Raw genomic sequence first — 26,332 nt, 5'->3', positions numbered from 1 at the left:
GGTCTGGTCTGGGATAAGAATGAGAAGGCGCCGACTACATATGATGGAGAGTTCCCTTGGTTGCTGCTAGGTTCCTAGGTACCCTGCTTCGGATCGGACTCAGGAGTCCTTATTTGCTAGAAAAGAGGCAATTGAGGTTACTTTCGGACCCCAGCGACGTTATTGGCTAATTATCGCGACCATATGGGGTGTTTTGGAGTAAATAGCTGCACCTGAGTCCGATAGCATCTCAAATATGCGTTTTTTTCGCGAATAGAGGCTATACGGTCCGTAAGTAAATAGGGAGTAGGGGTGGTATGAGAGAGTATGAGAAAGTATGAGAAAGTATGAGAAAGTATGAGGGAGTATGAGGGGGTTCCACCAGTTAACGATGGTCTAATCTTTAGGGTTTGGTCGGTGATAAGAATGAGAAGGGGCTGACTGCATATGATGGAGAGTTCCCTTGGTTGCTGCTAGGTTCCTAGGTACCCTGCTCCGGATCGGACTCAGAAGTCCTTATTTGCTAGAAAAGAGGCAATTGAGGCTACTTTCGGACACCAGCGACGTTATTGGCTAATTATCGCGACCATATGGGGTGTTTTGGAGTAAATAGCTGCACCTGAGTCCGATACCATCTCAAATATGCGTTTTTTTCGCAAATAGTGGCTATACGGTCCGTAAGTAAATGGGTGAGTAAGACCAGTGGAGCGTGACCAACTAATCGAATGGGTGAGTAAGACCAGTGGAGCGTGACCAACCAGTTAACGAAGCTCAATCATTATGGTTTGGTCTGGGTTAAGAACGAGAAGGCGCCGATTACATTTGATGGAGAGTTCCCTTGGCTGTTACTAGGTACCTAGGTACCCTGCTTCGGATCGGACTCAGGAGTCCTTATTTGCTAGAAAAGAGGTAATTGAGGCTACTTTCGGACCCCAGCGACGCTATTGGCTAATTATCGCGAGCGTATGGGGTGTTTTGGAGTAAATAGCTGCACCTGAGTCCGATAGCATCTCAAATGTGCGTTTTTTCGCGAATAGAGGCTATACGGTCCGTAAGTAAATAGGGAGTGGGGAGTATGAGAAAGTTGAGTAAGTATGAGAAAGTATGAGCAAGTATGAGCAAGTATGAGAAAGTATGAGAAAGTATGAGAAAGTATGAGAAAGTATGAGAAAGTATGAGGAGGCACCACCAGTTAACGAAGCTCCAATCATTATGGTTTGGTCTGGGTTAAGAACGAGAAGGCGCCGATTACATTTGATGGAGAATTTCCTTGGCTGCTGCTAGATACCTAGGTACCCTGCTTCGGATCGGACTCAGGAGTCCTTATTTGCTAGAAAAGAGGTAATTGAGGCTACTTTCGGACCCCAGCGACGGTATTGGCTAATTATCGCGATCGTATGGGGTGTTTGGAGTAAATAGCTGCACCTGAGTCCGATACCATCTCAAATGTGCGTTTTTTTCGCGAATAGAGGCTATACGGTCCGTAAGTAAATAGGGAGTGGGGGAGTATGAGAAAGTTGAGTAAGTATGAGAAAGAATGAGCAAGTATGAGGGAGTGTGAGGAGGTACCAACAGTTAACGATGCTCCAATCATTATGGTTTGGTCTGGGTTAAGAACGAGAAGGCGCCGATTACATTTGATGGAGAGTTCCCTTGGCTGCTACTAGGTACCTAGGTACCCTGCTTCCGATCGGACTCAGGAGTCCTTATTTGCTAAAAAAGAGGCTATTGAGTCTACTTTCGGACCCCAGCGACGCTATTGGCTAAATATCGCGATCGTATGGGGTGTTTTGGAGTAAATAGCTGCACCTGAGTCCGATACCATCTCAAATATGCGTTTTTATCGCAAATAGCGTCTGTGCGGTCCGTAAGTAAATAGGGAGTAGGGGTGGTATGAGAGAGTATGAGCAAGTATGAGCAAGTATGAGCAAGTATGAGCAAGTATGAGCAAGTATGAGCAAGTATGAGCAAGTATGAGGAGGCACCACCAGTTAACGAAGCTCCAATCATTATGGTTTGGTCTGGGTTAAGAACGAGAAGGCGCCGATTACATTTGATGGAGAGTTCCCTTGGCTGCTACTAGGTACCTAGGTACCCTGCTTCCGATCGGACTCAGGAGTCCTTATTTGCTAAAAAAGAGGCTATTGAGTCTACTTTCGGACCCCAGCGACGCTATTGGCTAAATATCGCGATCGTATGGGGTGTTTTGGAGTAAATAGCTGCACCTGAGTCCGATAGCATCTCAAATATGTGCTTTTTTCGCAAATAGTGGCTATACGGTCCGTAGCGTGACCAACTAATCGAATGGGTAAGTACGACCCGTGGAGCGTGACCAACTAATCGAATGGGTGAGTACGACCCGTGGAGCGTGACCAACTAATCGAATAGGTGAGTGCGACCAGTGGAGCGGAACCAACTCATCGAATGGGGGAGCCTCACCAGTGGCACACGGAGCAACTCATCGAATGGTGCTTTCCAATGATCGCCGGCTGACTCGCTAATTATCCGTAGTTTCCAGTAATCTATGGTGAGCCCTATCTTTCCACAACCTCCATAAATCCCACAATGAGCACCGCGGTAGCCTTTTTTAAGCTAGAGCATGTCCTATTTCCCTATAATCCACATTGACTTGGGTTTGTCACACCCCTATGATGATTATTAATATAAAAATATATGACACGAAGAGGAGCGAAACATCATGGCTTTGGAGATCGAACGCAAGTTTCTGCTGCCGGAATTTCCGGAGCAGCTGATTCAAAAGGGAGAATTGAAGATTGTTACCCGTCATAATATCGATCAGACATATCTGGCAATAGATGGTGGTCAAGAGCTTCGTGTGCGTAAAATTACGGATCTGGACTCAGGTGAGGTAACCTACACGCATACGTTTAAGGATGGCAAAGGGATCAAACGCGAAGAGATCGAATATTTTATCTCAGAGGGTTTATATAATCAGATGATCGAAGCGGTAAATGCGGTAGCTTTGGTCAAAGAGCGAATTACAGCGGTGTGGAATGGCACAACGGTTGAGATCGACGTATATTCCCAGCTGAAATTGTCCGTATTGGAGGTTGAATTTGAATCTCTAGAGGAAGCGGAAAGCTTTAAAGAGCCGGAATGGTTCGGTAAGGATGTTAGTACAGAACGGCAGTACAGCAACAAAACGGTCTGGAGAGAGCTGCAAAATAAGACAAAGAATTAACGGACTTTAGCGCGTAAACGTGGTAGTATATAGGGAAAACAAGCAGAAATAGCTTTATCATCCCTAACTGGCTTAAGGATAACGTTTAGGGTGAAACTTATAGTTAATTATAAGAATTTATAAGTGGTGCAACTATAATAGCCTTATATTTCTGCGAGAAACAGTTGTCTTCTACATAGGACGACAACGTTGTTTCTTCTTATCATATATTCTTGTCATATATTAACGAGGGGTTCAGGAGGATGAGCATGAAGTTTATAAGCACAAGAGGTAATGTGGAACCTAAAGGTTTTATTGATACGGTGTTGATGGGACTTGCGGACGACGGTGGGCTGATGGTTCCATCCGAGATTCCAGTGGTTTCAGCAGCAACGTTGGAAGAGTGGAGAAGTCTCAGCTATCAGGAGTTGTTCCTGAAGATTGTTGCCTATTACACCAATGATGAGATTCCTTACGAGGATTTGCAGGAAATGGTCAACACCAGTTATGCTAATTTCCGCACACCTGAAGTAACACCTATACACCAAGTGGATGATTCTTTATATGTCCTTGAATTGTTCCATGGGCCTACTTTTGCTTTCAAGGATGTAGCGCTGCAGTTTATGGGTGAGCTGTATTCATATATTTCCAAAAAACAAAACAAAATCATCCACATCCTCGGTGCAACCTCTGGGGACACTGGAGCGGCGGCCATTCAAGGTGTACGCGGCAAAGAAGGCATCAAGATCTGTATTCTCCATCCACATGGCAAGGTAAGTAAAGTGCAGGAGCTGCAGATGACTACGGTGGACGACAGCAATGTACTGAATCTGTCTGTTCATGGTAACTTTGATGATTGCCAGAAGGTGATTAAGGATCTGTTCGCAGATCTGGACTTTAAAGGTCGGTATCATCTGCGTGCAATCAATTCCATTAACTTTGTGCGGATTCTGGCGCAGACTGTTTATTATTTCTATGCATATCTGCATGTCGATGGCAGCAACGAGAAGAAGATTAATATCAGCGTGCCTTCCGGTAACTTCGGTAATATTTTCTCGGGTTATTTGGCTAAGCAAATGGGGCTTCCTATTAACAAGCTGATCATTGCTACGAATGAAAATAATATTTTGGAGCGTTTCGTGAATACTGGCGAATACAAACCAGGTAATTTCACAAGCACTTACAGCCCTTCGATGGACATCCAAGTGGCAAGTAATTTCGAACGGTATCTGTATTATCTGGTAGGCGAGGATTCTGAGAAGTTATCCGCGTATATGTCCAAGCTGCAAACCGAAGGCAAGATTACGGTTGAAGGCGAGGCGCTTCAGCAGGTGCAGAAGGATTTTGCAGCGCTGGGTGTGAAGAATGATCAATGCTTGAATACGATCGCTAAGTATCAAAAAGAACACGGCTACCTGCTTGATCCACATACAGCATGTGGAATCGCGGCTTACGAAGCTTTTAATGGCCCGGATGAGATTGGCATTACCTTTGCGACTGCACATCCAGCTAAGTTCGATGAGGCAATTACTTTGATTGATATTAAGCAGGAATTCCCGGCACAGATTAAAGCATTGTTCGAGATGCCACAACATCAAACCGTAGTGGATCATGACAAGAATGAAATCGTGCGTCAGCTGCAAGCTTTTTACGGATTGTAATATCATATACAGTCCTACTTCACAGCACAGCCCCCGTTCTTGGGATAAAGACGGGGGCTGTTTGTGCGTTTATAGTAGCTTCTAACATTAACGTTGCGGCGTACGGGTCTGCTCCCTAGCTTTTTCACAAAAAGCAGCGACCTTATAAGAGACATAGTACGCCAGCATTTTTTCAGAATCGGTAAAGTCGGTGTCCAGCAGTCTGCTGATAAGATCGAGCTTATATCTGAGTGTATTCCGGTGAATGTACAGCTCGTCTGAGGTAATCTGCATGTTCCGGTTATTTTTGAGATAAACGTAAAAGGTATGATACAGATTGGACTGGTGCAAAGTATCGTATTCTTGAAGCTTGAGCAGCTCTGGATGGTAGTAGTTATTATCCTCGTTAAACACAACATCAGCAGAGAGCATCTCATAGAGCTGGATATCTGAATAGTAAGTCAGCTGCTGCTGCGGGCTGAGAATGGAACCGATCCGAATAGCATTTCGGGAGTGAAGATAGTGTCTCCTACATTGCGTAAGATTAGTGAACATATTGCTGATGCCAAGCGAGATGCCGGTTTGGGCTAGAAATTCCTGCAGCTGCTTATTTACAAGCTCTTTGGAGAGGTTTCCATCATGGATCATTACAATCTGCCCGTCATAATAGGTGGAAGGACTGCCCGGAAAAAGCTGTTGCAAACGTTCTCTTAAATAATCATCATAACGGCCTGAACCCTCATACCAGGTAAGATCGAACAGCAGCACAAGCAGCTGATTCCCGAACTTTAGTCCTGCACTCCGCATCCTGTCCTGAATAATCCGGTTGTCCTGAAGCTGTTCCTCTAGCAATGCGCAGATAAAATCTTCAACTTTTATATTTTTGGCGTTGCGATAGTAGCTATTTTTGCCCATCTCTTCGGCAAGTATGGTAGCGGTGATGGACAGCAGCTCGTTATCTCTGGCGCGAAAAGGATTTGTGCATCCTAGAAGCAATACATTGCCGATTTGTTTGCCGGCTACTTTTATTTTGGAGATCAGTTTTGAGTTTGATGTTTCCTCGCAGGTTACCTCATAAGATTCATCGCTTTGTTTCCCACGCTGGACACTGTTCATTTTGCTCACAGCCGCAATGAAGTCGTAAGAGCAATAACCTTTGCGGATATTATCACTCCATATGTAATCGTCGATATCGGAAAGGTCAGAGTGAGCTACAATTTTGAAGCTGCAATCAAATACAATGACGGGATTCTGCAGTAGCTCGGCAGCTGTCTGTACGATAGCTGAAAGGCCTGCACCTGAAATGTATGCAGTAAACAAAGATGCGGTATAATGCTCCATTTCGATTTTACCTGATACTTGCTCATTTAAGGAAACATCCATTCATATCGCCCCCTGTTTCAATAATAGTGCAATATGCACTATAAAGAAGTGATTTTTGGTGCTTGTAAATATATTCACAAAGTATTGGACGCCTTAAACTAAAGGTGGAGGTGCTAAGCAGATGAAATATGAAAAACTGTTTGCAGCAGGTAAAATTGGACGCCTTGAACTTAAGAATAGAATTGTATTGCCGGCTATGGGAACGTCACTGGCCGCGGCCAGTGGTGAAGCGTCGGATGAAATGATTGCTTTTTATGAGGAACGTGCCGCGGGTGGCTGTGGTCTAATCATTACGGAAATTACGCGTGTGGATAATGAGACCGGAGTAGGTACACCGAACCAGCTGAATGCAAGTGACTTGCTGTTTGTGCCGCGTCTGGAGAAACTGGCAAGAGCTGTGCATCGTCATGACAGCAAAATATTCCTTCAGCTCCAGCATCCGGGCCGGCAAAATCACGGACGGCTTATTGGAGGCAAACAAATTGTTGCTCCTAGCGCAGTGATGTCTTCAGCGATTGGGGAAATGCCCCGGGAGCTGTCTACTGAAGAGGTAGAAGAGTTAGTTCGTAAATTTGTGTTCGGAGCTTATATAGCTAAAACAGCAGGTATTGATGGTGTGGAGATCCATGGTGCCCACGGCTATCTCGTAGGACAGTTTCTGAGCCCACTTACCAATCTGAGAACTGATAAATATGGCGGTTCACTGGAAGGTAGAATGTCATTCCTGAACGAAATTGTGCTTGGCATCAAAAAGACCTGTGGCGCAGGATTCCCTGTATCGGTGCGAATCGACGGCGATGAATTTGTCTCAGGCGGGATTACACTGGATGAGGCTATCCAGACTGCGAAACATCTGGAAAGCATCGGAGTGGATTGCATAAATGTAAGCTCCGGCACTTATGAATCATCCAATACGATCATTGAGCCGATATCCTACCCGCAAGGCTGGAAAAAACATCTCTCCGCAGCCATTAAGCAAGCGGTGCAAATTCCAGTGATTGCTTGTGATGTGATCCGTAAGCCTGAATTTGCTGAGAGTCTGCTACAGGAAGGAAACACGGATTTTGTAGCCCTTGGAAGAGCCCAACTGGCCGATCCGGAGTGGGGTAACAAAGCGGCAGCAGGCAAAGAAGCAGAGATCAGAACCTGTATCTCTTGCCTGTACTGTATTCAGGAAGTAATGGAGTGCAAGGTAATCAAGTGTGCTGTCAATGCCAGAGTGGGCCGTGAGCTTGAATTTGCAGAACCAACCAAAGATGGCGCTGGCAAAGTAGTAGCTGTGATCGGCGGGGGTCCAGCAGGTATGGAAGCAGCACGGATTCTGGCGCTCAGAGATTTTAAACCTGTATTGTTCGAAGCCAGAGATGTGCTAGGCGGCAGCGTGGAGCTGGGAAGCCGGCCACCATTGAAGGAGAAGCTGAACTGGTTTATTGATAATATGCAACATCAGTTAGAGGATCTGGATGTTGATGTCCGTCTCTCTACGAAACCTACGCTGGAACAACTGAAGCAACTGAACCCTTATGCGGTATTTGTTGCTGCTGGGGCACAGCCTATAGTGCCTGTTATTCCGGGAGTAAAGAAGGCAGCGGTCTGCACCGTTGTTGACGTACTTAGTGGGTCAGTTGTGATTAAGAACAAGCAGGCTGTGGTCATCGGCTCCGGCATGACAGGGCTGGAAACGGCTGAATATTTGGCCGATATGGGAAATCAGGTCACGGTGGTGGAAATGCAGCCGCGGGTTGGTCCAGATGCCTATCTGCCAAATCTGATCGACATTGTGACTAGACTGAAAAAGAACGGCGTGGAGCTCTTAGCATCAACCAAGCTGGTAGAAGTGCAGGATGGCGCGATTGTGCTTGAGAATACGTCCACGGGGGAAACTTCGCTGAAAAAGACGGATGCTGTTGTATTATCCATTGGTGTTACACCCGATCGCTCATTTGTTGATGAGTTGAAGCAGGTACTGCCTAATGTGAAGGTGATCGGCGATGCAGGCAAGCCAGGCCGAATCGGACAGGCCATTCAATCTGGATTCGAAACGGCTTTTGTGCTGAACTAAAGGGTTACTAATCTAAGGAGGGTTCATTCATGGTGAGTTTTGTGAAAAGTTTCGCAGATATGCAGAAATACGGAGGCAAGCCAACCACCTTTTATGATGCAGAGATGCTGACGGTGTATTGGGAGACCAAACCAGAGATTATCGAGCGTTTGTTGCCGAAGCCACTGAAGCCAACAAGCCGGCCGCTGGTAAATGCTTTTATCGCCAATTACCCAGCTACGAACTTTTGTCCACCTTATCGTGAAGCTGGATTGTTCGTTCTAGCGGACTATAACGGACAATTAGGCAACTACTGCCTGTCGATGCCTATTACAAGCGATATCGGGATGGCTATGGGCCGGGAAGTATGTGGGCTGCCTAAGAAAATGGCCGATGTGCGTATGAACACCTCAGAAGATGGCATTGATGGGGCAATCGGCCGGCATGGCATTGACTTTTTCAACGTAAAAGCCACTATGGATGGACACTTCAATGACAATGGAGCCGAGAAGATTCTGGAGGAATATTACGGCAAAGATATCCCTTTGTATAACATCAAATATGCCAATGCAATTGACGGAAACGGCTTCGATCTGATGCCAACCTTGGTCACACAGCGTTTAGTAAGTGAGGTTAAAGTCTATAAAGCGGCTGAAGCCTCTATCACCTTCCAAGACTCCCCGCATGATCCTTGGAGTGAGCTTGAAGTTGTGAATATGCTGGGCGCGGTTTACACCGTCAGTACAAATGTGCTTGAAAAAGGTAAAATTCTGGAGCCTCTGAATCCAATGGAGTATCTTCCATACTGCTATCTCCGCTGGGACTGGTGGGAGAACAATTTGCAACCTGTTTCCTCAGTATAAGCCTACGTGTTTGAAGTGAGTTTGTGCGAAATGAAACCGAAGAAGGATCGGCTAACTAAACATTAGGAGGAATTAGAATGACTAACCTTTTTGATTTGACGGGTAAGACAGCTATTATCGCAGGAGCATCCAGTGGGATCGGGGTACAATTCGCAGAGATGCTTGCTGAGCAAGGAGCAGACATTGCTATTTTGGCCAGAAGATATGACAAGCTTGTAGCAGTAGCCGAGGATATCCGGGCTAAATACCCTGAACGCAGAATAATTCCTATCGAGTGTGATGTAAGAAAAGAGGATCAGATTATTGTGGCTGTTCAAAAGGTTATGGAAGCCTTTGGCAAAATTGATATTCTGCTGAATAATGCTGGTGTGGTGGATGCGGTTCCGATTGAGGCGCTGGAAGAAGAAGCTTGGGATCGGGTACTGGATACGGATTTAAAAGGTGTTTTCCTGATGTCGAAACATGTGATCCGGCATATGAAGGAACGGAATTACGGCAAAATCGTCAATACAGCCTCAATGCTAGGCCTTACAGCTTCAGCTTCGGTTCCTACGCATTCTTACAATGCTGCTAAAGGTGGAGTGATCCATCTGACAAGAGGGGTGGCGGCAACTTATGCTAAGCATGGTATCACTGTTAATGCGATTGGACCAAGCTTGTTCAAAACTGAAATGACTGAGAATACGTTATTTGCAGAAAAAGCGCTAAAAATGTACAACGCAGTGTGTCCGATGGGGCGCCCTGGTAATCCGGGAGAACTAAACGGCGCCGTGCTCTACTTTGCTTCAGATGCTTCCAGCTACACTACAGGTCAGACTTTGTTTGTAGATGGCGGCTGGACGATTATATAGAGCTCATCTGGTTCTGTAAGCTCGGGGAATGATTGTAACTCCAAAAAAAGGGTATCTCAAAAGCCATGAAAGGGTGGCTGGGATACGCCTTTTTTTGCGTTGTACGATGAGCGGTGCTCCGCCAGTAACAAGAGAATTGCTGAATTTATCAGAAATTGTCGTTAATTTGCCTTAAAAAGTAGACATGACTACCTATGAGTGAGAAAATAGCATGTAGAGTTAGTAATAACTAAAAAGGACGGGATAACATCATGACAATTCGTTTCGGGGTCATTGGAACAAACTTTATTACAGACCGCTTCGTGCAAGCCGGCTTGGAGAATGAGGAGTTTATCCTGACAGCCGTGTACTCTCGCACAATGGAGAAAGGTCAGGCCTTTGCTGCTAAATATGCGGGAGCTACAATTTATACGAATTTGGAAGATATGGTGAAAAGCAAAGATGTAGATGCTATATATATTGCCAGCCCAAATTCTATGCATGCAGAACAAGCGATTATGTGCTTAAATCACGGCAAGCATGTGCTCTGCGAGAAACCGGCTGCATCCAACAGTACGGAGCTTAAAGCTATGATTGAAGCTGCGCGCACAAATGATGTGCTACTGGTAGAGGCGATGAAATCGACCTTTATGCCGAACTTTGGAGTGATTCGTGATAATTTGTATAAACTCGGCCAAGTTCGCCGTTATTTTGCAAGTTACTGTAAGTACTCCTCCAGATATGATGCCTACCGGCAGGGGACTGTGTTAAATGCGTTTAATCCCGCTTTTTCCAATGGCTCGTTAATGGATCTTGGAGTGTACTGTTTGTATCCAATGGTAGTGCTCTTTGGCAAGCCTCAATCAGTACAGGCAGTGGGTGTCATGCTCTCGTCAGGTGTGGATGGTGAAGGAAGTCTCATTATGAAGTATGACGATATGGATGCGGTAGTTATGCACTCCAAGATTTCTGACTCCTATCTGCCAGCTGAGATTCATGGAGAGAACGGTACGATGGTGATCGACAAAATCAATGAGCCTTATCAGGTGAAAATTTACTATCGTGATGGTACAGTTGAGGAGCTTACGTTGCCTCAGGTGTTTGAACCTATGTATTATGAGGTGGAAGAATTCATCAACTTGATTAAGAATGGTGAACGGGAGAGCAGAATTAATACTCATGAGAACTCCATGGCCGCAGCAGAGATTATGGAGGAAGCCAGAGCACAGATCGGTCTCCGCTATGCCTCAGATTTATAATAAATAGAATGGGGAGCAGGACTTGAAGACTTTTAAAAAGGTTTATATTGAGATAACAAGCGTCTGCAACCTCGCCTGCAGCTTTTGTCCACAAACCGCCCGGACGAAAAATTTCATGAAGCTTGATACGTTTAATACGATATTGGATGAAATTAAACCACACAGCAATCATATTTATCTTCACGTCAAAGGGGAGCCGTTGCTGCATCCCAAGATCGGTGAACTGTTGGATGCTGCTCATGCCAAAGGGTTCAAGGTTAATATTACAACCAATGGCACGTTAATTCATAAAGCCGGACCTAAAATTCTTGGTAAGCCCGCACTGCGTCAGATGAACTTTTCTCTGCACAGCTTTGATGGGCATGAAGGGTCAGAGAACCGTGAAGGCTATCTTTCAGAGATAATTTCTTTTGTACGGGAAGCCTCAGCGCAAGGGGTTATTATTTCTTTCCGCTTGTGGAATTTGACGGAGGATAATCTGACGAATCTGGAGAGAAACCGTAACCGTGAAACCCTTGCCCTGCTGGAGGAAGCCTTCAACTTGGATTTCAAGATCGAAGAAAAGGTTATGCCTGGCAGTGGTGTCAAGATTGCCCCACGCGTCTACCTTAATCAGGATCATGAGTTCCGTTGGCCAGCGCTGAATGAGCCGGAAGATGACGGAAAAGGGTTCTGTCATGCCCTGCGGAGCCAAGCGGCAATCCTTGTGGATGGCACGGTTGTGCCATGCTGTCTGGATGGTGAAGGAGTAATTAACCTAGGCAACATCCATGAAACTCCGTTCTCAGAGATTGTAGAGGGGGAGCGGGCGAACAATTTATTCTATGGCTTCTCACGTAGAGAAGCGGTGGAGGAGCTGTGCCGCAAATGTGGGTATCGGCAGCGGTTCGGAACCTAATGATTGGAATGCAAACAGAACCGGGACATGGCTATTTCATGAGTCCTGGTTCTGTTTTTTAATTAACGGGATTGTATATATATAATAATAGGTCTTTATAGTCTCCACTTTGGAGCGAAGGAGGAGCATATGCTGAAATCACTGGAAGCCATCGCCTTATACCGTGAAGGTGTGCAAGATCATTTGGAGGATCACCTCTGGCTGAAGCTTATTGTCCAAGCGGAGGAGCAGATTGTAAATTTGGAACGTGTGGAATCTCTGGAGGAGCTGGATCGCAGGAATCCCGTACTGGACTATGTGGAACGTAGCTTGCAGATTCTGGACCAACTTCCCCGGTCTATTTGGATAAAAGAGCTGGTGGAAGAAACGTTAATTTGGTCAGAAACGGCTAAGGGAGGTACAGCAAAGGAGCGGCTGGTTTGGCAGGAGGAAGGGATCAATTGTTTTGTACATAATTTAGGTTCCGCACAGTTATATGAGAGGTATTTAGGGAAGGCTGTCTCCGAGAAAGGTACGATGATTCAGCGGCTTATTGAGACTCATGGACTTATAGGACAGCAAATTCGCGGAGAAGTGCCGCCGGAAGTCAATAAGCCACTCCATGATATAGTGGAAGATCAGCTGCTGACCGCGGAGGAACTGGAACGCCTGCTGACCGTGCTCAATCATTGCATCATCGGAGCTGTGTCTCCCGAGTTATGGCAGAGTGTGCAGCATGAAGTGAAGCAGCTTATTGAGCTGATTTCTTCAGGCAATCTTGCTAGTCCTATGCCGATGAAGGAACGACTGCGCAGAATGCGGCTGGGTCCGATCTCTAGAGGAGAGGATTTCACTACGGAATGGGCTAAGCTGACGCAGGAAGGTTTCCATGCTGAACGGTTGGTGTCATTAAGTAAGATTACCTTCTGGTATGTAGAATCTGCACTACAGACCTTTTCGCTGGAGCAATTTCTGAAGGTGATGGTGCTTGCTGCCCAGAGGGCGCAGAATGAATCCTTAAGCCATATCAGCTTCGAGCATGTCATGAACAGCATTTACTACGATTACAAGGGTGTTAAGAAGACCAATGTTTATAAGAAGCGGATTATCGAAAAATATTTAGCGGAGCTTACATGGAAGGATATCGAGCAAGGGACTTTGCCTGCTGAGAACCCTCACCTACTCTTGCGGCAATATTCTAAGGAACATCTGCCAGACACGGTATTTTTTCAATTCCAATTCTCGGCAGCGGCAGAGAAGCTGATCGAATTTTGTATGGAAGCTGAAAAATCACCCTTGTATGAACGTGCTGTATTGCTGTTATTCGATCTATTCGAGCTGCGCAGGGATGCTTTTGACCGTTTTCATAATGAAGATACCTACTTAAGCCAAATGAATAATACAGCAGATTATAAAGCTGTAATTCTAGATCATGTCACTGGACAAAAAGTGCTGGATATCGGTCCGGGCGGCGGTGTGCTGCTGGATTTACTGGAAGAGCGTATGCCCGAGGTTACTCCTATCGGCATTGATATATCAAGCAATGTAGTGGAAGCCTTGCGACAACGCAAGCAGCGGGAAGGTCGCCACTGGGAGGTGCTGCAGGGAGATGCGTTGAACCTTAAAGATTTCGTGGAGGCCGGAACGGTGGACACGGTAATTTTCTCTTCGATTTTGCATGAGCTATATTCTTATGTGCCGCTAAATGGTAATAAGTTCAATCACGACACCGTCTCCGCAGCTCTGCGAAGTGCCTTTGCTGTATTGTCAGCTGGCGGGGTTATCATTATCCGCGATGGGATCATGACTGAACCTGCATCATTGCTGCGGAGAGTTCGCTTTCTGGAAGAGGATGGTCTGGTGTGGCTGGAGCGTTATGCGAAGGATTTTGCTGGACGTCAGATTCAGTTTCAGAGATTAGGGGAACAAGAAGTGCTCATGCCCGTTAATGATGCCATGGAATTTTTATATACTTATACCTGGGGCGAAGAGGCTTATATTCACGAAGTCCAAGAACAGTTTGGTTATTTCACCCCTACGGAGTTTGCCTCATTTATTGAACAGATTTTAGGAGAGCAGGCAAAGATTGAGGTCTTGCGACATTACTTGCAAGAAGGTTATACCGAAGCTCTGCGTGATAGAGTAAGGTTCATGGATGAGAGCGGACAGGAAGTGGCGCTGCCGGACAGCACCTGTTTTATTGTGATTCGGAAGGAATAGCCGAAAAATACATCAGCTGCATCTAAAAAAGCAATCGGCAGACCCTCTGATGCGGAGGAGATCCGATTGCTTTTTTATATAGAGATTCTTGCCCTTGTTAGATTAGCACTTCTAGCTGCGACTTATCAGATTCTTCGGCTAAACGTTGAATTTCTTGATAGGTAGCTAATTGTTCTGTCCGCTCATTGGTGTTCTCTTCAGAAGGTTTAATTTCTGTTGATCCTGCTTTATCGATCTGATCTTTAATTTTATCTCCCGTGTCTTTCATGGCATCGCCTAACGTTTCGTTCGTTTCCGATAGTTTAGTTTCGATTTTGGATAACTGTTCCCGTTTGGCTGTTGCGGAATGAGTAGAACGAGCCTCATCCAGCTCTATTTCCTTGGTCAGAACTTTTGCCTCGCCACGCATCTTAGTGTGGGTAGAAGAAACTACCTCCATTTGGCTAACATCTTGGCTTACAGAAACAATCGTATTCAATCTTTCGTTCTGTATCTCTTGCTCGGTTTTAGGTTCATCCTTGGGATTAGCTTTTTGAGCATCTTCTAAGTTCTTTTGTTGCTCTTCGAAGCTGTATTTTGCAATTTGTTGGTCAATCGTTTGGAGCTGCTTGTCGAACTCCTTAAGTTGATCTTGAATAGATTCGAGATTATGTGAACTTTTGGTAGTTCTTTCAATCAGACTGTTCTTACTGTCGATGATATTTTGTTTTTGTTTAAGCAGGGAGTTAACCATTCCGTCCATTTTGGATTGATTTTGAAAAGCAGCCTTTGCAGATTTACTTATTGATAATTTATCTCCATTACCATTACCACTAGTATTGCTGTTTGATTTCATAGTTTTATCATTAGTTTGGTGACTAACAGATACATTAAACCTCGTTCCCATAGATGCGGTCATATTCGTTATGTGCATGGTTCATTATCCTCCTACGACGATAAGATCTATCTATAATATATCGGTAAATCAGCAGCAATACTTAATAAGGAGAGCTGTTAGCCGCAGCGTTGTTTGATGGACGCTTAACAGCTTCTTTGTCCAAACTATCCCGGAAGAGGAAGATATTTTCGATTCCAGGCTTTGTAATGTCTATTTACCGGTGAATTTTTGTCGAAAGTTAGAGGGAGAAATGCCTTCTTTCTTGGAGAAGCAGGAAGAGTAGTAAGTAATATGATGGAAGCCAACCTCTTCAGCGATGCGGGCAATGGACCAGGAAGTTTGAATTAACAGCCGTTTGGATTGTTCTAGACGATAGGACAGGAGATAGGCCATAGGGGTCACACCGTATATTTTTAGCATGTTTTTGGCGAGATAGTTGGGATGATAGTTAAGTTCTTTTTGAAGTAAGGAGTTAGAGACATCACGAGTATAATTTTGCCGAATGAACAATTCAATCTTCTCGGCAAGATGAATGGCGGTTGCATCGGATGCCTCGGCCAGATCACGGTCCAAGAATTGCAGGAACTGTTGAAAGGAGGCTTGGCGCTTCCAGTTGCGCATCGACTGGGGTTCTTGTTCCAGATGGAAAAAGAACTCTAATACCTCCATTGCCTTCTCTGATATTTCCGTATACTTCGGAATAAAGATCGAGCATACATCGCAGTGATTTAAATAAGCTTTTTGTTTATGGCTTTCGATGAGCTCGCTCTGATTCTCCAGACATTCGTTCATATCCTGACACTCGATCCAGCTGCCGAAGGTTTGGAAATGAATCCAGATGATTTCTGTTTCGATAGGACAAGGGGCAAAGCCATAGTGATGGGCATCTGGACGAAGGATGAGGAATTCTCCTTCCTTTAGCTCCCAGTGCACCTCGTTCTCGGCGATGGGCAACATCCCCTTTTTAACAATGATTAGATCAAATACGCCGATGCAATTACGACTGATATGATAGTCTCCAGCATTGTAGTGAGCACGACCACAGTCTATGAAATAAGGAATAGGCGGTGTGATAAAGCTAAGAATCGGTGAGTTCATCGCGAGCCTCCAAAAGGTTGTATTTCCTAAAAATCAGTTTGGAATCCATCGTTTTTTTATGATGTAGATGAAACTAGCCTGCACCTTTCCTGAACTCCGAAGGCGAGCATTTCATCGCTTTACGGAAAACCTTTATGAAATAGCTTACATTATCAAATCCGACCTCGAATGCGATGTCGGATATTTTTCTTTCACTTTGTTGCAGCAGATCGGCAGCCTGGCGAATCCGGTATGAGTTGATGTAATCGACTGGCGTTTTACGAGTCATCATTTTGAAGAAGCGGCAGAATTGTCCCTCGCTCATGGGAATAAGCTCTGATAGATCACGGGTACGTATCGGTTCCTGATAGTTATCTTGGATATAAAGGATCACCTTTTTAAGGCGGTTAATTTTGGTGGTATCAGCATCATCCGATTGGCTGCGGTTCTCAAATCGGCCCTCTGCGGTAATCTTGGAAAGCATGATTAGCAAAGTTCCTTTCATAAAGGTCTCAAATCCGGGCATTTTATTAGCGTATGCCTCCATCATTTGCTCCAGATGATGAAGCAGCTCCTGCTGCCAAGGGACATCGGGTGTAATATGTCTCGGAAAGCTCTGGCGTTTCTCTTGCAGTGGCAAAATCGCGTTTTGCTGGATCGTATCGTACTGGGCGCTAGCCAAAAGATCAGGCAGAAATACAAGCGCACAGAATTTGCAGGGGGTGTCTTCGTTCAGCACATAGGCGGCGTGTATATCGCCAGATTCGATAAATACCGCTTCGCCCGCGCGGAGTGGAAAATATTCTGTGTCTAATTGGAACAGAATTTCTCCTTCTAGCAGCATAAAGAACTCCGCTTCTTCATGCCAATGTGTATCGAGTACATGCGTTCCGGATGGAAGTTCTATCCAATAAGCTGCGAGTGGAAACATACTATCTCCATGAACTCTGTTTTCTTTTAGCAAACTCTGAGTTGTACGGTCCATATAAAGGCCTCTTTTCTTAGAAAAACATCAAAATAGTGTTATAAATGAGCTATATAGTATTAGTTTTGTTCATTTTTTATCGGTATAATGCAACTATAAACACCAAATTGAAAGGTGGCAAGTACACAATGAAATTTACTGATGGTCTCTGGCTGGTTCGTGAAGGTATCACGATTAACGGCGCAGTTCAAAATTATGTTGTAGAAAAGACTCCCGAAGGATTAACAGCAATTACACAAACGACTCCAATCACAGGGCGCGCAGCAACGCTGAATTCAACCCTGCTTACTGTAAAATTCCATTCCCCGCTTCCAGGCGTGGTAGGCATTAAAATTATTCATCATGATGGTGTACAGGAACGTGGTCCGGTTTTCGAACTGACTAAAGGTACTGGCGATCATGTGAAGATTGAAGAAACGGATCTCGAAACCGTGCTGATCAGCGGCGGACTTCGTGTAGTGATTCGCAAAGGCGAACAATGGGCGGTGGATTTCTATCGCGGCGAAGAACGTATTACAGGCAGTGGCTTTAAATCCATGGCTTACATCACCGACCAAGACGGTAACACGTACATGCGTGATGAGCTGGATCTCGGCGTAGGCGAATTCGTATATGGTCTGGGCGAACGTTTTACCGCTTTCGTGAAAAATGGACAAACCGTTGATATCTGGAACAAAGACGGCGGCACTAGCTCTGAGCAAGCTTACAAAAACATTCCTTTCTACGTATCAAGCAAAGGTTATGGCGTATTCGTGAATCATCCGGAATTGGTTTCCTATGAAATCGCTTCAGAAAAAGTGAAAAAAGCCCAATTCAGCGTAGCTGGAGAAAGCTTGGAATACTTTGTGATTGATGGACCTACCATTAAAGACGTTATTAGCAACTATACTGCTCTTACTGGTAAACCAGCGCTTCCACCAGCATGGACTTTTGGCTTGTGGCTGACAACTTCGTTCACTACCAACTATGATGAAGAGACTGTAAATTCCTTCGTAGAAGGTATGGCAGAACGTGATCTGCCGCTGCATGTATTCCACTTTGACTGCTTCTGGATGCGTGAGTATCAATGGACTGATTTTGAATGGGATAAACGTGTATTCCCAGATCCAGAGGGCATGCTGAAACGCCTGAAGGAAAAAGGCCTGAAGATCTGCGTATGGATCAACTCTTATATTGGTCAACGTTCACGCTTGTTTGAAGAAGGCAAGAAAAACGGCTACCTGATCAAAAAGCCTAACGGCGATGTTTATCAATGTGACCTGTGGCAAGCGGGTATGGGACTGGTGGATTTCACTAACCCTGCGGCTTGTGAATGGTATGCCGGCTACCTGCGTGATTTGGTAGATATGGGCGTAGACAGCTTCAAGACAGACTTCGGTGAGCGGATTCCTACAGATGTAGTTTATTTCGACGGATCTGATCCGATGAAAATGCACAACTACTACACTCAACTGTACAACAAAGTTGTATTTGAAGTATTGGAAGAGAAGCTTGGTAAGAATGAGGCAGCATTGTTCGCACGTTCTGCAACTGCTGGCGGCCAACAATTCCCAGTTCACTGGGGCGGAGATTGCTACGCAGATTATGAATCCATGGCAGAAAGCCTTCGCGGCGGTTTGTCTCTGGGCTTGTCCGGTTTCGGTTTCTGGAGTCACGATATCGGTGGTTTCGAGAACACTGCTCCGGCACATGTATTTAAACGCTGGTTAGCTTTTGGACTGTTGTCCAGCCACAGCCGTCTGCACGGCAGCACTTCGTACCGTGTGCCTTGGGCGTACGATGATGAAGCTTGTGATGTTACCCGCTTCTTCACGAAGCTTAAATGCAGCTTGATGCCTTACCTGTATGATGTGGCTGGGCAGGCTGCAGAGCATGGCTGGGCTTCTATGCGGGCGATGGTTATGGAATTCCCGGAAGATCCAACATGCGAAGTGCTCGATCGCCAATACATGCTGGGTGATTCCTTGCTCGTAGCGCCTATTTTCCAAGAAAACGGCGAAGTGAAATACTATCTGCCAGCAGGTCGCTGGACTCACCTGTTATCTGGTGAAACTGTACAAGGCGGATCATGGCGCAAAGAGAAATATGATTTCTTCAGCCTGCCACTGTTCGTTCGTCAGAACTCCTTGCTGGCAATCGGCAGCATCGACAACAAACCGGATTATGACTTTGCGGATGGCGTGAAATTTGGCCTATATTCACTTGAAGAAGGTACTACTACTTCTGCAACCGTACGTGATCTTAAAGGTGCTCCTGAATTGACTGTGAAGGCTGCCCGCAAAGGCAACAGCGTAACAGTTACTGCAGAAGGCAGCGGTAAAGAATTCTCGCTTTCCCTTAAAGATCTGGGAGCTATCGCTTCCGTAGAAGGTGCAGAGCAAGTGGATGAGACTACAGTGAAAGTAAACGCAGGTGCAAAATCTGTATCGTTTACCATTACACTGAAATAAGATGATTTCTTAAAGCATATTGATATAGCCATAACCTCTCTTGTAGACTGGGTGAACGATCCGTTCCCTGGTTTATAGGAGAGGTTTTAGTGTTACAATCTTAACTAATAACGGGGGAAACGTTATGAATACTAATTTAATTAAGGGAAGTGGAGTTTTGAATCAGACGGACTATACCTCTGCTACGGTTCTTTCAACCGCCGCTAATTTTATTATGAATAGGCAAGAACCTTTTACACATACCTTCCGGACTTATATTCGTTTACGGGAAAACGGCCCGGTGCAGCTGAAATTTTGGCATAGCAATGCGGTGGATTCCACCTGGGACCAAGGGCTTGAAGCTTCGGGCAGTGAACCTGGGGGCAGTTGGGTGATCGAATCGGCATTTATCGCGGATGGGGGCACTGAGCCAAACGGAGCTATTATTGAGCATACACAACATGCTGTCACTTTTGAAGGCAATGTCTCCAAGTCAGTAGCGGCCGGTGAATGCTTCTGGAGTGATGAGACAAGCATCAACCTACCTGATGGCCATTACTTAGCGTTTACATGGACGATTAAGACAACTACTGCGGGTAAATCCATTCCTTTCAACGTAGAAGGGATGCTGGCAACCGCTTATGATGCGCCCGGAAATCTGGCTGCACAGGAGTCAGCCGATGGGTTTACAGAATCTGACAAGCTTTTGGTACTGCCAAGCTATATCGGATATAAGAAAGCTGTGAATAAGAAGCTAGTATTTTTGGGAGATTCGATTACTCAAGGTGTGCGGACATTAAAGGACGGATACGAATATTGGGCAGCGAGAATTGCGGATGGTCTTGGTGCAGAGATTGGTGTATGGAATCTCGGCTCAGGCTGGGCTAGAGCGTATGATGTAGCTGCGGATGGCCCTTGGCTTCACAAAGCTAAACAGAGTGATGAACTGATGATTGTCCTCGGCGTAAATGATATTGATATTGGCTGCCGCTCTGCAGATGAGTTACTTGGTGATCTGACAACTATTATTGCTAAGATCAAAACAGCAAATGCTGATGCTAGTATTATTCTAAGTACGGTGCCGCCGTTTAATTTTCAGGAGGCAAGAGAAGAGACTTGGCGTAGAGTGAATCATGAAATCCTGACTAACCCACCCGCTGGAGTAGACCGTGTGTTTGATATAGCAAGCCTATTATCGTTGCCTGCACCAGACGATCACCGGATCAGACCGGAATATATGAGTGGACAAGACGACCCGCATCCGAACGGCATAGCCGGTAAGACGGTTGCGGACGCCTTTTTAAACTGGTATTGATCAACTCTTAAATGTGTCCCGGTAGTCCTTAGGTGAAGATCCAACCTGCTTCTTAAACACTTTGCTGAAATATTTAACATCATGAAAACCGACCATTTCGGAGATTTGGGCCAGCTTCAGACGAGGATTCTGCAATAGTAGTTTAGCTTTATCTATTCGAATATTAACAATAAAGTCGGAGAAGTTAATCCCGTATTCCTGTTTGAATCGGCGAGAAATATATTCACGGCTAACAAAAAACTTTCCGGCCACTTCCTGTAAGGACAGGTCGGAAGCGTAATTAAGCTCGATGTATTTGACGATATCATGCATCGGATTACGTTCTTTAGCTTGTTTCAGGGCGATTACTTCGGCCAGCTCCTGCATTAGGGTATACGACCAGTCACGCCAAGCGAATAAGGAGAACGAGTAACCGTTCGTATAAGGAGCTGGGTGAAGCTGGTCGGCCTGTTCAAGCTCGGCCAGTGCGCCTTCAGCTTCAGGGCCTAACATTTCCCGTACTAGCTGGGAACGAAATAGTAGAGCATCATTTTTCCATGAGTTTAGGATTTCTGGTGTCACAACCCCACCTCGGCTAAGCTCATCTACCCAGTGCTGCGCAGCTGTTGATAATATCTCTGGACTTCCGCTGATGACTGCCATTTTCCAATCTTCCTTGACGTCAGCAAAGTTCGTTGTTGATACATTACCGCGAACCTCTGCTTTGGCGATCTCTTTACGATCTCTGAACTCTTCGGAGGAAGAGGAGAAATGGCAGTAATCCTCATGAATTAATAAGTTTCGGCGTTGTAAGGCCTCTGCCACCTCTGCACGCTGATAAGGTAACTGCTTAGGTAAGTTGCCGATGCTGCTGATTCCAAAATGCATTCGGACCTGCAAGGTAGAGTAGATGCCATGATTGATTCTGCCTATTAGCTCGACCACAGAGGTTTGAATATCCCACAGAATAATCGCAATCTCCGGAGGACCTCCCCAATAACGAAAAGCAACACCCTTATGCGGACTGTGCAAAAATTCATTACAAATATTGACGATAGCGTAGTTCATTAGCTCGGTGTCTCCGCCAAAACGTTTAATCAACGGATTGTTACCCGCATCTGTCTGCACCAATATTAACCGAGCGGAATGGATGTTTTCCGGAATGATACCATCACTGCATAACCTCCGCAAAGATAAATCAGAATTGATCGGATCATCAATTAGTGCAGATAATAGCTTTTCCCCATAAATGGGCTTGAACTCATTAAGCTGAATACTCTGTTTCTGCCGTTCGCTTCGGTCGTCTTCTTCTGAGCGCCAGGCTGCAACTGCTTTAGCTACCGCTACATTGATTGCCTCGGCTTCGATAGGTTTCAGGATATAATCAATACCCCCATGCCGCACAGTCTGCCGTACGAACTCAAAATCATTATGTCCGCTGACTACAATAAACTTAGTGTTGCCGGCGAATTCGTTCACCCAGGTCATTAACTCTATCCCATTACCTGATTCCATCATCATATCCATAATGACTAATGCTGGTTTAGCCTGCCGGATGATCTCGATGGCTTCATTTCCATTTCCGGCTTCCAGAATTTCATCTATTTGATGGGCGTCCCAGTCGACAAGCAGTCTGACTGCCTTTCTAACTCTTGCCTCGTCATCAACAATCAACGCCTTCATATCTTTTCACGCTCCGCTATAATTTCAATTTCCAATTTCACTACTACTCCGCCTGCTCTAAGGTTATCCACAGTTAAAGTGGCACTATCTCCGCACACAAACTTGAGTCGAGCCAGAACGTTCGGCAGACCAATACCTGATCCTGTAGCTTCCTTGGTTTGCTCTGTATTTCTTAATAAATCTATATCTGTTCTAGTAGGATGCTGTAGCTTCTGCTTTAAAAGATCTAACTTCGCTGAAGGGATCGCATTTCCGTTATTTTGGATACAGATTTCCATCCGGTTGTCATCCACTCTTGCTGCGGTGATTTCAATGAATCCGTCACTGCGGGAAAGATTAAAGCCGTGTTTGAAATAATTTTCTACAATAGGCTGTAAAATCATTTTCGGCATAAACGTCTCTAAAAGTGATTCCTCCATATCGTAGCGGAAACTGAACTTATTTTCAAAACGTTCCTTTTGCAGTTCAATGTAGGCTTTGACATGATCCAGCTCATCCTTAACAGTTACGATCTTCTCCTCATTGTACATGCTGTAGCGCATCATTTTGGCTAGAGCTGAAAGAAGTGAGTAAATTTGGGGCACTTTAAGCTCTAAGGCCAGCGTGCCAATGATCTGTAACGTGTTATTCAGAAAATGCGGGTTGATTTGTGCCTGCAGTGCCCGCAGTTCATTGGTCTTATTGGACAATTCCAGCTTGTACTCTCTTAAAATCAGGTTGTTGATCGTGTCCATCATACTGCGGAATCGCTCGGTAACCACGCCAATCTCATCTTTGCCCATAGGTTGAATTTCAACATCAAGATTACCGGTCTGCACCTGATTCATGTAACGAGTCAACTGCTTGATAGGAGCCGTGATTCGAAAAGAGATCAGGGTCGTTAACGTGGCAATTGTAATCAAAAGTAGAACAAGGAGGAATATATTGATCGCTGCCGCCTCGTTAGCTTCCCGGAAAAGATAGGACGTAGGAATCTGCTTCACGAGGGTCCAATTTAAACCTTGGGTTTCGATTCTTTGGTAAATAAACACAGCATCTTCCTCTTCAAAATACCCTTGCGAGCTTTGATTCGTGGCGATTTGCTTGTTGTACCAAGAAGCGTGTAGGCGCTTGCCGTATTCCTCACTATTGCTTCCGTATACAATCCTGCCATCGCCATCCAGCAGCCAAATGTTCTCCTGCTTCTGATCATATAACTGGCTGACGATGTCGGTAAGAGCCGTTAGCTTAACATCGATCGACAGGAAGCCGAGTGGGGTGGTAGTGGGAATCCTTTCAATTCGTCTATGCAATGTAAACACAGGCTCCGGTATGAGTTGCGGGATAGGTGAGGTTAGACCATAGCTGTGACTTATATGTGTACTTTGTATAAACACAGGAGAACTGCTAGTGATCTCTGAGTCAGCATAAGGGGGGATACCCTGCCAACGTTTGGGTGTATTTTGGGTGAGCAAAGTGGCTTTTCTATCCTTTACACCGTAAAGATACACCTGGGATATATCTGGCATGGATGAAGAAATGTAATTTAGAGAAGAATAAATTCGTGTATTTGCTGCCATATCCTCGTATCCCGCTTCGAGCAGTCTGTAGAAATCTGAATCTGAATAGACGATAAGGGAAAGACGATTGATCTCCTGAATCAGACTTTCGATGTTTCTATTGCCTTGAAAGAGGAGGTTCGTATTCTCATCTACTGCCCTTGTTCTTAGGGATTGAGTGCTATAGTGATAGCTAATAAACATGGTGGCCATAATACAGATTAACGTTGGCAGTAGGATAAAAACGATCAATTTTGTGCGAATCGTGTTCCATTTCATCGAAATTTGTCACATCCGATCAATATTTTACACCTGAAAGATCACTTTAGTAGGTGTGAGGTACCCTGAAAAAAACAGATAATATGTGTATAAAGCATAAACAAGTAAGTGAGCAAAAGAAAGGGGGGGGCAATAAATGCGCGGCACTAAGTTGTCCCAGTTAGGTCAACAGCTTTTTTTCGTTGGTCCGGCAGTTTTGTTTTTTACCTTAATAACGATTATCCCATTTTTGATGGGGATGTATTACTCTTTCACAGATTGGAACGGTGTATCCGGTAATGTAAGTTGGGTCGGATTTCAAAACTTTTCCACTATTTTCTCAAATGACCCTGACTTCTGGTCTTCCTTTTGGTTCACGGTAAGATTTACGGTGTTAGGTGTGATTTTGACTAACGTGGTAGGCTTCTTCTTAGCTTATCTGTTAACTAAACCTTTAAAGACACGTAACATGCTTCGGACTATTTTCTTTATGCCGAACGTTATCGGGGGATTGTTGCTTGGTTTCATCTGGCAATTTATCTTCATCAAAGGGTTCGCCACTATGGGCGACCTCACAGGATGGTCCTTCTTTAATCTTCCTTGGCTCGGTGATGCCACAACAGGATTCTGGGCGATTGTAATGGTCTTTGTTTGGCAGTCTTCCGGTTATCTAATGGTTATCTACATTGCCTCGTTGAGTAACGTATCTAAAGAAGTACTAGAAGCGGCTGATATTGATGGTGCATCCCGTTGGCAGGTGCTACGCAATATCGTAGTTCCGCTAATTATGCCTGCTGTAACTATCGGATTATTCTTGGCCATTTCCTGGTCATTCAAAATGTTTGACCTTAACTTGTCCTTGACGAAGGGTGGACCGTTCAAATCGACGGAATCCGTTGCTATGAATATTTACAATGAAGCCTTCCTGAACAATCGTTACGGGCTGGGTACTGCAAAAGCGCTGCTGTTCTTTGTAATTGTAGCCATCATTACTCTGATTCAGGTCCGTATCACGAAGAGCAAGGAGGTTGAAGCGTAATGAAACCTACGGAAAAAAAGAGATGGAATATTGGTACGGAAGTGATAATGATCCTTCTGGCGCTGCTCTTTCTCTCTCCATTCTATTTCTTGCTCGCAAACTCGGTGAAATCCTTCGGTGAAATTCTGAGTGATGCGGCAAGCTGGCCAAAAGTATTTATGTGGTCGAACTATTCAACCGCCTGGAAATTAGCCCGTTTCGGTGAAGCATTCCGAAACTCGGTTATTATCACAGTGATCAGTGTTATTCTAATCTCTCTGTTCAGTGCGATGGCATCTTATCGTATGGTTCGGGCGAATACGAAATTCAATCAGTTCTTGCTGCTTATCTTTGTAGCAGCAATGGTAGTTCCGTTCCAAACGATCATGATTCCAATTCTGAAGGTCGTAAATGTTATTGGAGTAAATAACTCTTTCCTTGGTTTGATTATCACGAATCTAGGAATCAGTGTTCCGATGGCGATCTTCCTGTTCCACGGCTTTATCAAGTCCGTTCCTCTTGAAATTGAAGAGGCGGCTACAGTAGATGGATGTAATCCTATTACCGTGTTCTTCCGTATTGTGCTTCCTTTGCTGAAGCCAATGGTGATGACAACAATCGTGCTAAACGCACTTGGAATATGGAATGACTATCTGTTGCCATCCTTGATTCTTCAGGCACCAGAGCTTCGGACCATTCCACTAGCGACTTTCTCCTTCTTTGGTCAATACACCAAACAATGGGATATGGCACTTCCGGCTCTCGTAATCGGGGTCGCACCAATTATAATTTTCTACCTGTTTATGCAACGTTACATTGTTGAGGGAATAGCGGCTGGCTCGGTGAAAGGTTAACACCGAGCCCTCCGTTCCAAATATTTTTTAAGCAGTCCACTATTTT

The 26,332-nt window shown here is 45.0% G+C and carries 18 protein-coding genes; 12 read left to right on the top strand and 6 right to left on the bottom strand.

Features of this window, described 5'->3' with window-relative positions; translation table 11 throughout:
• Positions 1-2,677: 2,677 nt before the first annotated feature.
• Together MHI15_RS18665 and thrC are read left to right on the top strand one after the other, a co-directional pair.
• Positions 2,678-3,181: a CYTH domain-containing protein gene (locus MHI15_RS18665; protein WP_036680734.1), complete on the top strand. Its 504-nt coding sequence runs from the start codon at positions 2,678-2,680 to the stop codon at positions 3,179-3,181.
• A 248-nt stretch (positions 3,182-3,429) separates the two neighbouring features.
• Positions 3,430-4,821: a threonine synthase gene (thrC, locus tag MHI15_RS18660; protein WP_076307163.1), complete on the top strand. Its 1,392-nt coding sequence runs from the start codon at positions 3,430-3,432 to the stop codon at positions 4,819-4,821.
• An 87-nt stretch (positions 4,822-4,908) separates the two neighbouring features.
• Here thrC and MHI15_RS18655 read toward each other — a convergent pair whose 3' ends face one another.
• The gene (locus MHI15_RS18655) at positions 4,909-6,183 is read right to left on the bottom strand and encodes a PucR family transcriptional regulator (RefSeq protein WP_339189652.1); all 1,275 of its coding nucleotides are present in this window, start codon (positions 6,181-6,183) and stop codon (positions 4,909-4,911) included.
• Between the two features lie 121 nt (positions 6,184-6,304).
• On the opposite strand from MHI15_RS18655, the gene MHI15_RS18650 reads away from it, so the two are divergent.
• The 6 genes from MHI15_RS18650 to MHI15_RS18625 all read left to right on the top strand — a co-directional run bounded on the left by MHI15_RS18650 (position 6,305) and on the right by MHI15_RS18625 (position 14,273).
• On the top strand, positions 6,305-8,245 hold the full coding sequence (locus MHI15_RS18650) for an NAD(P)/FAD-dependent oxidoreductase (RefSeq protein ID WP_076219701.1): 1,941 nt from the start codon (positions 6,305-6,307) through the stop codon (positions 8,243-8,245).
• Positions 8,246-8,274: 29 nt separating this feature from the next.
• Entirely contained in the window at positions 8,275-9,087 is an 813-nt protein-coding gene (locus tag MHI15_RS18645) for an acetoacetate decarboxylase family protein (RefSeq protein WP_081386450.1), read from the top strand.
• Between the two features lie 77 nt (positions 9,088-9,164).
• Positions 9,165-9,938 (top strand): SDR family NAD(P)-dependent oxidoreductase, encoded by a 774-nt coding sequence (locus MHI15_RS18640; protein ID WP_036680744.1) that lies wholly within the window; start codon positions 9,165-9,167, stop codon positions 9,936-9,938.
• Between the two features lie 251 nt (positions 9,939-10,189).
• On the top strand, positions 10,190-11,176 hold the full coding sequence (locus MHI15_RS18635) for a Gfo/Idh/MocA family protein (protein WP_038568824.1): 987 nt from the start codon (positions 10,190-10,192) through the stop codon (positions 11,174-11,176).
• A 22-nt stretch (positions 11,177-11,198) separates the two neighbouring features.
• Entirely contained in the window at positions 11,199-12,074 is an 876-nt protein-coding gene (locus tag MHI15_RS18630) for a radical SAM/SPASM domain-containing protein (RefSeq protein WP_076105414.1), read from the top strand.
• A gap of 129 nt (positions 12,075-12,203) precedes the next feature.
• The gene (locus tag MHI15_RS18625) at positions 12,204-14,273 is read left to right on the top strand and encodes a class I SAM-dependent methyltransferase (protein WP_076129614.1); all 2,070 of its coding nucleotides are present in this window, start codon (positions 12,204-12,206) and stop codon (positions 14,271-14,273) included.
• Between the two features lie 97 nt (positions 14,274-14,370).
• Here the strand turns inward: MHI15_RS18625 and MHI15_RS18620 are convergent, their stop codons facing one another.
• From MHI15_RS18620 to MHI15_RS18610, 3 genes are all read right to left on the bottom strand, one after another.
• Positions 14,371-15,186, bottom strand: coding sequence for a hypothetical protein (locus MHI15_RS18620; protein WP_076129613.1), 816 nt, complete (start codon positions 15,184-15,186; stop codon positions 14,371-14,373).
• Positions 15,187-15,360: 174 nt separating this feature from the next.
• Positions 15,361-16,248 carry a helix-turn-helix transcriptional regulator gene (locus MHI15_RS18615; RefSeq protein WP_076129612.1) on the bottom strand — a complete coding sequence of 296 codons (888 nt, stop codon included), beginning with the start codon at positions 16,246-16,248 and terminating at the stop codon, positions 15,361-15,363.
• 73 nt (positions 16,249-16,321) lie between these two features.
• Positions 16,322-17,212 (bottom strand): AraC family transcriptional regulator, encoded by an 891-nt coding sequence (locus MHI15_RS18610; RefSeq protein WP_341164686.1) that lies wholly within the window; start codon positions 17,210-17,212, stop codon positions 16,322-16,324.
• Positions 17,213-17,340: 128 nt separating this feature from the next.
• Here MHI15_RS18610 and yicI point away from each other — a divergent pair, with 128 nt between their 5' ends.
• Entirely contained in the window at positions 17,341-19,662 is a 2,322-nt protein-coding gene (gene yicI, locus MHI15_RS18605) for an alpha-xylosidase (RefSeq protein ID WP_076129610.1), read from the top strand.
• Positions 19,663-19,786: 124 nt separating this feature from the next.
• Complete coding sequence (locus tag MHI15_RS18600) at positions 19,787-20,956, top strand: SGNH/GDSL hydrolase family protein (protein WP_076129609.1); 1,170 nt, start codon at positions 19,787-19,789, stop codon at positions 20,954-20,956.
• Here MHI15_RS18600 and MHI15_RS18595 read toward each other — a convergent pair whose 3' ends face one another.
• Positions 20,957-22,618, bottom strand: coding sequence for a response regulator transcription factor (locus MHI15_RS18595; RefSeq protein WP_076129608.1), 1,662 nt, complete (start codon positions 22,616-22,618; stop codon positions 20,957-20,959).
• Positions 22,615-24,435, bottom strand: a complete 1,821-nt coding sequence (locus MHI15_RS18590) for a cache domain-containing sensor histidine kinase (protein ID WP_076194393.1) — start codon at positions 24,433-24,435, stop codon at positions 22,615-22,617. The genes MHI15_RS18595 and MHI15_RS18590 overlap by 4 nt, the downstream gene beginning before the upstream one ends.
• 136 nt (positions 24,436-24,571) lie before the next feature.
• On the opposite strand from MHI15_RS18590, the gene MHI15_RS18585 reads away from it, so the two are divergent.
• A complete protein-coding gene (locus tag MHI15_RS18585; RefSeq protein ID WP_036680772.1) occupies positions 24,572-25,453 on the top strand; it encodes a carbohydrate ABC transporter permease in 882 nt (293 codons plus the stop codon).
• Entirely contained in the window at positions 25,453-26,286 is an 834-nt protein-coding gene (locus MHI15_RS18580) for a carbohydrate ABC transporter permease (protein WP_036680774.1), read from the top strand. Before MHI15_RS18585 ends, MHI15_RS18580 begins: the two co-directional genes overlap by 1 nt.
• The last annotated feature ends 46 nt before the right edge of the window (positions 26,287-26,332 follow it).

Source organism: Paenibacillus sp. FSL H7-0918 (genome assembly GCF_038007025.1).
Taxonomy (GTDB): Bacteria; Bacillota; Bacilli; order Paenibacillales; family Paenibacillaceae; genus Paenibacillus_AQ; species Paenibacillus_AQ odorifer.
This window is presented reverse-complemented; position numbering and strand designations above follow the sequence as displayed.